Raw genomic sequence first — 7,299 nt, forward strand, 5'->3', positions numbered from 1 at the left:
CCGCGCCTCCTGCACTCGACCAGGATGGCGAGGCGGTCCGACGGTGGCTGCAAGTCGCGGAAGACGATGAAGACCACGTCGGCGATCGGGTTACCGTCCCGGCGATTCGGAAAGAGGGACGCTGAGAGATGACGATCACGAAGGCGGCACATCCGGTGGATACGGACTTTTATCAGATCGGTGATCTTCTCGGCGACGACGACCGCAATCTCATCACACGTGTGCGCGGATTCGTGGATTCCGAGGTCCTGCCAGTTATCAACGAGTACTGGGAGTTAGCGGACTTCCCTTACCAGATCCTCCCCGCACTGGGCGAGCTGGGAATCGTGGGCACCGCGATCCAGGGCTACGGCTGCCCGGGACTGACCCGACTGCAGACCGGCCTCGTCGCGATGGAACTGTCACGCGGCGACGGCAGTGTGAACACGCTCAATGCCGTGCACTCGGGACTCGCGATGGGCAGCATCGCACTGCTCGGCGACGACGAGCAGAAGCAGCGCTGGCTGCCCGAAATGGCAGCCCTCCGCAAGCTCGGCGCGTTCGCGCTGACCGAGCCCGAGCACGGATCAGACTCCGTTGCGCTGGAAACCACAGCCCGCCGCGAAGGAGACGTCTATGTGATCGACGGTGCCAAGCGGTGGATCGGCCTCGGCCATGTCGCCGACATCGTCATCATCTGGGCACGCGACACCGCAGACTCGAAGGTGAAGGCATTCGTCCTTGAGAAGAATGCCGATGGAGGATACCCCGACGGATATGAGGCCGAGGCGATCACCGGGAAGATCGCCAAACGCGCGATCCAGCAGGCGCACATCGAGATCTCCGGACTGAGGATCCCTGCCGGGAACAAGCTGGCGAAGTCGACCTCATTCCGTGACGTCTCCGCGATCCTCAACCGCACCCGCAGCACCGTCGCGTGGGAGGCGCTCGGGCACGCACTCGCCGCGTACGAGGCGGCAGCGGCCTACGTCCAGGAGCGCGTCCAGTTCGGCAAGCCCATCGCGAGCTACCAGCTGGTGCAGAACAAGCTGGCCAACATGCTCGCCGATCTCACCGCGATGCAGCTGCTCTGCTTCCGCACAGCCACCCTGCAGGATGAAGGCCGACTGACGAACGAACAGGCCTCGCTCGCGACGATGTTCACCGGCCAGCACGCGCGTGCACTCTGCCGGGATGCCCGCGACCTCCTCGGCGGCAACGGACTCCTTCTGGAGAACCACGTCGCCCGCCACCTCACCGACATGGAAGTCGTCCACACGTATGAGGGAACCGACTTCATCCAGTCGCTCATCATCGGGCGCCAGATCACCGGAATATCGGCGTTCGCCTGACCCTCGGCCGACCACGGAAGGGAGCCCGCCATGACCGCGAGCTTTGTCTACGATGCTGTCCGCACCCCCTTCGGGCGGGCGGGTGGCGCGCTCAGCGGCATCCGGCCCGACGATCTCGCCGCAGTCGTCATGAAGGCGACCGTCGCGCGCATGGGCCTCGACCCCGCGCGCATCGATGACGTGATCTTCGGCGATGCGAACCAAGCAGGAGAGGACAACCGCGACGTCGCCCGTTTCGGGGCGCTGCTGGCAGGCTTCCCCACCAGTGTCACCGGCGTGACCGTCAACCGACTCTGCTCGTCGTCGCTGGAAGCGGTGATCCAGGCCGCCCGCGCTGTCGAGACCGGCGACGCCGGTCTCGTGCTCGCCGGCGGAGTGGAGTCGATGAGCCGGGCCCCGTTCATCGTGGAGAAGTCGCCGAGGCCGTGGCCGGCGGTCGGTAACCAGACACTGTGGAACACCTCCATCGGGTGGCGGATGACCAACCCGAAGCTGCCGAAGCAGTGGACCATCTCCAATGGAGAATCGGCGGAGAAGATCGCCCGAGAGTGGGGAATCTCCCGAGATGCCCAGGACGAGTTCGCCGTGCGCTCTCACCGGCTGGCAGCTAAAGCGTGGGCTGACGGGGTCTACGATGGCGAGATCGTGCACGTGCCAGGGGCCGACCTGGCACGCGACGAGGGCATCCGGGACGACACTTCCGTGGACAAGCTCGCCGGGCTTACTCCGCTGTTCGCGCGCGACGGCGAAGGCACCGTCACCGCCGGCAACTCCTCGCCGATCAACGACGGCGCTTCCGCCGTTCTGATCGCCGCGGAGGGTGCGCTGCCCGGCGAGCCACTCGCGCGGATTGCGGGACGCGGGGCGCATGGCGTCGATCCGCATCTGTTCCCGATCGCGCCGATCGAGGCGGCGAACAAGGCGCTCGCACGCGCCGGCCGGTCCTGGGCCGATGTCGACGTGGTCGAGCTCAACGAGGCGTTCGCTTCACAGTCGCTCGCATGCGTCGCCGGGTGGCCTGAACTTGATCCTGAGCGGGTCAACATCCACGGCGGAGCGCTGGCCATCGGCCATCCGCTGGGCGCTTCGGGGGGCCGCATTCTCGGGCATGCCGCGCATGAGCTTGCGCGACGCGGAGGCGGCGTCGCCGTCGTGGCGATCTGCATCGGCGTGGGTCAAGGCCTCGCCGTCGTGCTGGAACGGTGACAGTGAGACCGCGAGCATCCGTTCGTGGTGGGGTCATTGGCAGTCCCAGAGTCAACCGAAGCTTCAGCATTCCCCTCCGACGTTCTTCCTCGACGGTGAGATGCTCGAGCTCGGCCAGCTGCAGTGACCTCCAGCGCTCTCGCCGCCGTGACAGGCCGCTGACCAGACAGGGTCGGCGCGTCAGAGAGCGGTGTAGGAATCCGCCATTTCCCGTGGAATCCTGAGTCCGGGACCACCGCCAACTAGCGTGGAATCCCTGGGGTTATCCGCCATCTCGAGCGGGAACCTACACAACTGTAGGGATCTTTCTGAAATGTCCATTTCGCAGTTGAAATGTCCACGCGATGTCCATATGGACATTTCGGACGCCGGCCGACCGTCGCGATCATGTGGGCGGCGGTTTCACAGCGCCTCAGCTTCTCTGCTGGATCGCGGCTAGCGCCCGGGTATTGTCGGCACGATGCCGTTGCCGCGTATCCGTTGTTGAAGGGGTGAGTATGTCTGCTGTTGTTGCGCGACTTGACGTGGACCTCACGGATATTGAGTGCATTGTGAAGGTCACGCGGCCACTGGTCGGAGTACCGGACTCCGTGAACTGGACGGAGTTGCCGTCGGGCGTCGCGAAGATCTCCGCTGACGCGACGTTGTACATCTTCGATGACGACGACGAGGGGGAGCCGGAGCGTCGTGTCATCGCGCGCGCTACTGCGTACACCGTCGACCTCGACCGGGTGGGTGACGTCGTTGACGTGTTCGATCAAGTAGGCGGCGAAGCATTCGAGATCACCGAGTCGATTCTCGGTGATGAGAACGTCTTCGAGTGGCTCGACTCCCGCGATCCGCTGGTTGGCGAGCAGGTGTCGCAGCTCGTGATCGTCGAGGGCGTCTTTGTGGAGCCACCGTACCGGGGTCAGCGCCTTGGTCCACGTCTGCTCACGACGCTGGTGGAGACGGTGACCGGCACGGGGAGGGAGACTCTCATCGTTCTCCGCGCGCAACCGGTGCCGTGGGAGCACCTGTCCGAGATCGAGTTTCGGCGCTCCCGAAAGAAGGTCGCTGCGTCGTACGAAAGCGTCGGGTTTGCGCACTTCCGGGACAACATCTATTGGCGTCACAACGCGTTCGTCGGGACCGAGAACCTCGAGGCGTGAGTCACGCCCCCGGGTATTTGGGAACCTTCAGGTCGACCTCCCCGGCCAGGTGGCGAGCGTCGTCGGGCGGGTCCAGTTGCGGCGGGCGGTGCGCTCCGTGGTGAGATCGTGCGGAGCGGCAACGATCCACACGGTCGCTTCCCGCGTCGATCAGATCCGACGAGCCCTCACTGACTATCACCACGATGGCTCACCAACGTCTACGACGAAGACAACCCGGCCGGATCCTCCACCACACCAGGGGACAGGACCATCAATCAAGAAGGGTTTCTCATGCAGTCAGCGCCTCGAGGATGAGACCGCGCACGTGATCAAAGTCGAGGTCGGCCGGAAGCTGGAGCCACGCGTTCTTCTGACCCTTGTAGTGTGTCCCGACGCCGGCGTCAACGAGAGCCGCCGTGCGCATTGGGTCAAGCTTCACCACCACCTGCCCGCCGCTGGTCATGGCGCGCACGGCGCCACTGCTGCTTCCCGAGACGATGAGACTGCCGCGGTGGTTCCGTGACACACCGTCAAGCGCAGTCATCTCGTGAGCGATCGTGTCGAACACTTCATCCCCAGTCATCACGGTTCTCCCTTCATGCGCGGTCGACGACCCCAAAGCGATCCCTACAGGTGGCCCTCAGAAGAAGTGTCCCACTCAGGCTCCTTCACGCGGAAGACCACGGCGCGCAACGCTTCGGGCGCAGAGCTGCGGATCAAGGCCGCCGGGTTACCGGCTCGCAAAACGTTGGAGGACTTCGATTGGGATGCGCAGCGGAGGGCGCTCGCAGACCAGTTCTGACGACCGACAGCAGTTCATCGTCAGCCGGTTCCTACAGATGTCACGCTCCGAGTTGTCCATTTCGCAGGGGAGATGTCTACGCGATGTCCATATGGACCTTTCGGGGCATTGGGGCGAGTCGCTTCGGTGGGATTCGCAAAAAACGTCGAGACGCCGACTGACCGGCGCTCGTAGATTCGAAGCGTGTCCTCAGTCGTCCTTCCACTCACCGCTCAGCGGCATGCGGAACGTGTGAGCCGGGCACTTCACTGGATGGAGGAGCGTCTCGAGGAGCCGGTGACCCTCGCCGAGATCGCGGCGGTCGCTGGTCTTTCGCCGCATCACTTTCACCGCGTCTTCCGTGCGGTCGTGGGTGAGAACCCGAAAGCGCACCTGCGCCGGTTGCGGCTTGAGCGAGCGGTCTACCGACTCAAAGTCAGTACGGACACGGTGCTGCACATCGCGTTGGAATCGGCCGCGTCCGTTTGAGTGGTGGTCTTTCGCTTCGTTGCGATGATCAGCTGTCGTTAGTTTAGGCGGCGGTGATCTCGGGGAGTATCACCGCCTCGTCGATGGTGGGGGTGGTCGCGGTGAGCTCGGTCATGGAGGCTTCGGAGAAGTAGCGGCGGTCGGCGGCTTCCCATTCGTCGTGTTGCTCGACGAGGACGGAGCCGGCCAGGCGGAGCAGGGCGGCGTTGTTCGGGAACACGCCAACGACGTCGGTGCGGCGCTTGATCTCCCGATTGAGGCGTTCCAGCGGGTTCGTGGACCAGATCTGTCGCCAATGCCGGGCGGGGAACGCTTTGAACGCGAGGATGTCGTCACGGGCGTCGGTGAGCATCACGGCGGTCTTGGGGTGGACGCGCTCGATCATGCGCACGACTTCGTCGAACTGGGCATCGATGTGCTCGGCGTCGGGTTGGGCGAAGATCGTGCGGATCACGCTGGCGACCATCTCCTGCCGGCCCTTCGGGAGGGCGGTCAGGACGTTGCGCATGAAGTGGACGCGGCAGCGCTGCCAGGCGGCGCCCTGCAACACGGTCGCTGCGGCCTTCTTCAGTCCGGCGTGGGCGTCGGAGATCACCAGCTTCACCCCGCCCAGACCTCGTGTCTTCAACGAGCGCAGGAACTGCTTCCAGAACTCCTCGGTCTCGCTGTCTCCGACATCGAAGCCCAGCACGACCCGCCGCCCGTCAGCGGCGACGCCGATCGCGACGACGACCGCCTGGGACACGACACGGTGGTCGATGCGGACCTTGCAGTAGGTCGCGTCGAGGAACACGTAGGGGTAGGCGATGTCAGACAGCGAGCGGTCGCGGAACGATGCGACCTCGGCGTCGAGCCCTTGGCAGATGCGGGACACCTCGGACTTCGAGATGCCAGTGTCAGCGCCGAGCGCTTTGACGAGGTCATCGACCTTCCGGGTTGAGACGCCGTGGAGGTAGGCCTCCATCACGACCGCGAACAAGGCTTGGTCGACCCGGCGGCGCCGCTCCAGCAGCGACGGGAAGAACGACCCCTGCCGCAACTTCGGGATCCGCAACTCCAGATCCCCAGCCGTGGTCGACAGCACCCGCGGCCGGGAACCGTTGCGGGTAGTCGTGCGCTCGCTCGTGCGCTCGTAGGGGGCGGCGCCGATGAATGCGGCTGTCTCCGCGTCGATCAGCTCCTGGTAGAGCCGCTCGGTCGCGGCTCGGATGCGGTCGGTGGTGCCGGTGAGCTTCAGTTCCCCGAGCAGCTCGAGGAGGGCAGACTGGTCAAGAGCCATCATGCGGTGTCGTCTTTCTGTGTGAGTTCTTGGTCGTTCTCACTGACCATCGCACGATGGCTCACCCCGTCGCGGTCACGACGCCGCGGGCCCGAAAGACCACCACCCCGCGGGACTCCAGGTTGGAATCCGGGTTCGCAACGCCCGAGACCTTCACACGCGCGTTCGTGCAGCGGTTCGAGATCAGTCCATCGGAGTATCGGAGGATGCTGCGCGCGTACCGCGAGCACGCGGACCTGGCGCAGCAGAGCACGACGTTTGCGGGCTTCGCAGAAGAGACGCCGCTGACACTCCGTTATGACCTCGATGCCGTCCCGGTACGGGTTGAGAGCACCCCCGAGCGGCACCTGCTCGTCCTCCGTCATCGCGGGTACAACGGCCTCGGCATCGGGCACCCATCGGTCGAGCCGTGGCAGCAGCTGAGGGCCTTCGCGATAGAGCACGGCATCGCCCACTCCTCCGACCTCCTCGTGGGCATCACCCCAGATGACCCTTACGTGGTGGACAACGAGCAGATCCGCTTCGACGCTGGCATCCCCATTGCCGCACCGATAGATCCACCCCACCCCTTCACCTACCGCCAGATGCCGGCGCAGGTGTGCGTCGCGCATCGGCACACCGGCGGTGCAGAGCAGATCGCGAAGACCTTCGCGGCTATCGGGGTGCAATGGATGCCCTCAGAAGGGTGGCGGTTGCGCTGCGCACCGCCCTTCGAGATCCATCACGTCGACCAGCGCGCGAACGACGCCGTTCGCGTCAGCTGGACAGACGCCTATGTGCCTCTTGATCACCACCCCGACCATCACCCAGGAGAAGGCCCATGATCGCTTTCGAGTTCACCGAGCACATCGACAGATCGCAACAGGAAGTGTTCGCAGTGCTGGCAGATCCCACAAGGGCGGTCGACTACGTCGACGGTGTCGTGAAGAGCGTGAAGGTGACGGATGGCCCGCTCGCTGTGGGGTCCGTCATCGAGGAGACGCGCCGAGTGAAGAGCAAGGAGGCGACGGGGCAGCTGCAGATCGTGGCTCTCGAGCCGCCCACCGCTTTTGCGGTCGCCAGCGAGGCGGAGGGCATCAC

Annotated in this window: 8 protein-coding genes; 6 read left to right on the top strand and 2 right to left on the bottom strand. The window is 64.9% G+C overall.

Annotation, left to right across the window (positions count from 1 at the left end; genetic code table 11):
* Window positions 1-128: 128 nt before the first annotated feature.
* The 3 genes from Q1V87_RS00465 (at window position 129) to Q1V87_RS00475 (ending at window position 3,688) form a co-directional block, all read left to right on the top strand.
* A complete protein-coding gene (locus tag Q1V87_RS00465; protein ID WP_300590390.1) occupies window positions 129-1,331 on the top strand; it encodes an acyl-CoA dehydrogenase family protein in 1,203 nt (400 codons plus the stop codon).
* A 30-nt stretch (window positions 1,332-1,361) separates the two neighbouring features.
* Window positions 1,362-2,537 carry a thiolase family protein gene (locus Q1V87_RS00470; protein ID WP_005055005.1) on the top strand — a complete coding sequence of 392 codons (1,176 nt, stop codon included), beginning with the start codon at window positions 1,362-1,364 and terminating at the stop codon, window positions 2,535-2,537.
* A gap of 497 nt (window positions 2,538-3,034) precedes the next feature.
* Window positions 3,035-3,688 carry a GNAT family N-acetyltransferase gene (locus Q1V87_RS00475; protein ID WP_005055300.1) on the top strand — a complete coding sequence of 218 codons (654 nt, stop codon included), beginning with the start codon at window positions 3,035-3,037 and terminating at the stop codon, window positions 3,686-3,688.
* Window positions 3,689-3,959: 271 nt separating this feature from the next.
* Here Q1V87_RS00475 and Q1V87_RS00480 read toward each other — a convergent pair whose 3' ends face one another.
* Window positions 3,960-4,253 carry a hypothetical protein gene (locus tag Q1V87_RS00480; RefSeq protein ID WP_005055297.1) on the bottom strand — a complete coding sequence of 98 codons (294 nt, stop codon included), beginning with the start codon at window positions 4,251-4,253 and terminating at the stop codon, window positions 3,960-3,962.
* A 402-nt stretch (window positions 4,254-4,655) separates the two neighbouring features.
* Here Q1V87_RS00480 and Q1V87_RS00485 point away from each other — a divergent pair, with 402 nt between their 5' ends.
* Entirely contained in the window at window positions 4,656-4,940 is a 285-nt protein-coding gene (locus Q1V87_RS00485) for an AraC family transcriptional regulator (protein WP_139833211.1), read from the top strand.
* A 43-nt stretch (window positions 4,941-4,983) separates the two neighbouring features.
* Here the strand turns inward: Q1V87_RS00485 and Q1V87_RS00490 are convergent, their stop codons facing one another.
* Entirely contained in the window at window positions 4,984-6,222 is a 1,239-nt protein-coding gene (locus tag Q1V87_RS00490; RefSeq protein ID WP_300590391.1) for an IS256 family transposase, read from the bottom strand.
* Window positions 6,223-6,275: 53 nt separating this feature from the next.
* Here Q1V87_RS00490 and Q1V87_RS00495 point away from each other — a divergent pair, with 53 nt between their 5' ends.
* Window positions 6,276-7,043 carry a GyrI-like domain-containing protein gene (locus Q1V87_RS00495; RefSeq protein ID WP_067121902.1) on the top strand — a complete coding sequence of 256 codons (768 nt, stop codon included), beginning with the start codon at window positions 6,276-6,278 and terminating at the stop codon, window positions 7,041-7,043.
* Window positions 7,040-7,299 (top strand): SRPBCC family protein (locus Q1V87_RS00500; RefSeq protein ID WP_300590392.1); only part of this gene is annotated, 260 nt, incomplete at its 3' end. The genes Q1V87_RS00495 and Q1V87_RS00500, both read left to right, overlap by 4 nt.

Source organism: Microbacterium sp. (assembly GCF_030149085.1).
Lineage (GTDB): Bacteria > Actinomycetota > Actinomycetes > Actinomycetales > Microbacteriaceae > Microbacterium.

Bases quoted from the DNA above. Each gene is read 5' to 3' on its own strand.
- Q1V87_RS00490 (WP_300590391.1), bottom strand. From the start codon at position 6,222: ATGATGGCTCTTGACCAGTCTGCCCTCCTCGAGCTGCTCGGGGAACTG.
- Q1V87_RS00475 (WP_005055300.1), top strand. From the start codon at position 3,035: ATGTCTGCTGTTGTTGCGCGACTTGACGTGGACCTCACGGATATTGAG.
- Q1V87_RS00495 (WP_067121902.1), top strand. From the start codon at position 6,276: ATGGCTCACCCCGTCGCGGTCACGACGCCGCGGGCCCGAAAGACCACC.
- Q1V87_RS00470 (WP_005055005.1), top strand. From the start codon at position 1,362: ATGACCGCGAGCTTTGTCTACGATGCTGTCCGCACCCCCTTCGGGCGG.
- Q1V87_RS00480 (WP_005055297.1), bottom strand. From the start codon at position 4,253: ATGACTGGGGATGAAGTGTTCGACACGATCGCTCACGAGATGACTGCG.
- Q1V87_RS00465 (WP_300590390.1), top strand. From the start codon at position 129: ATGACGATCACGAAGGCGGCACATCCGGTGGATACGGACTTTTATCAG.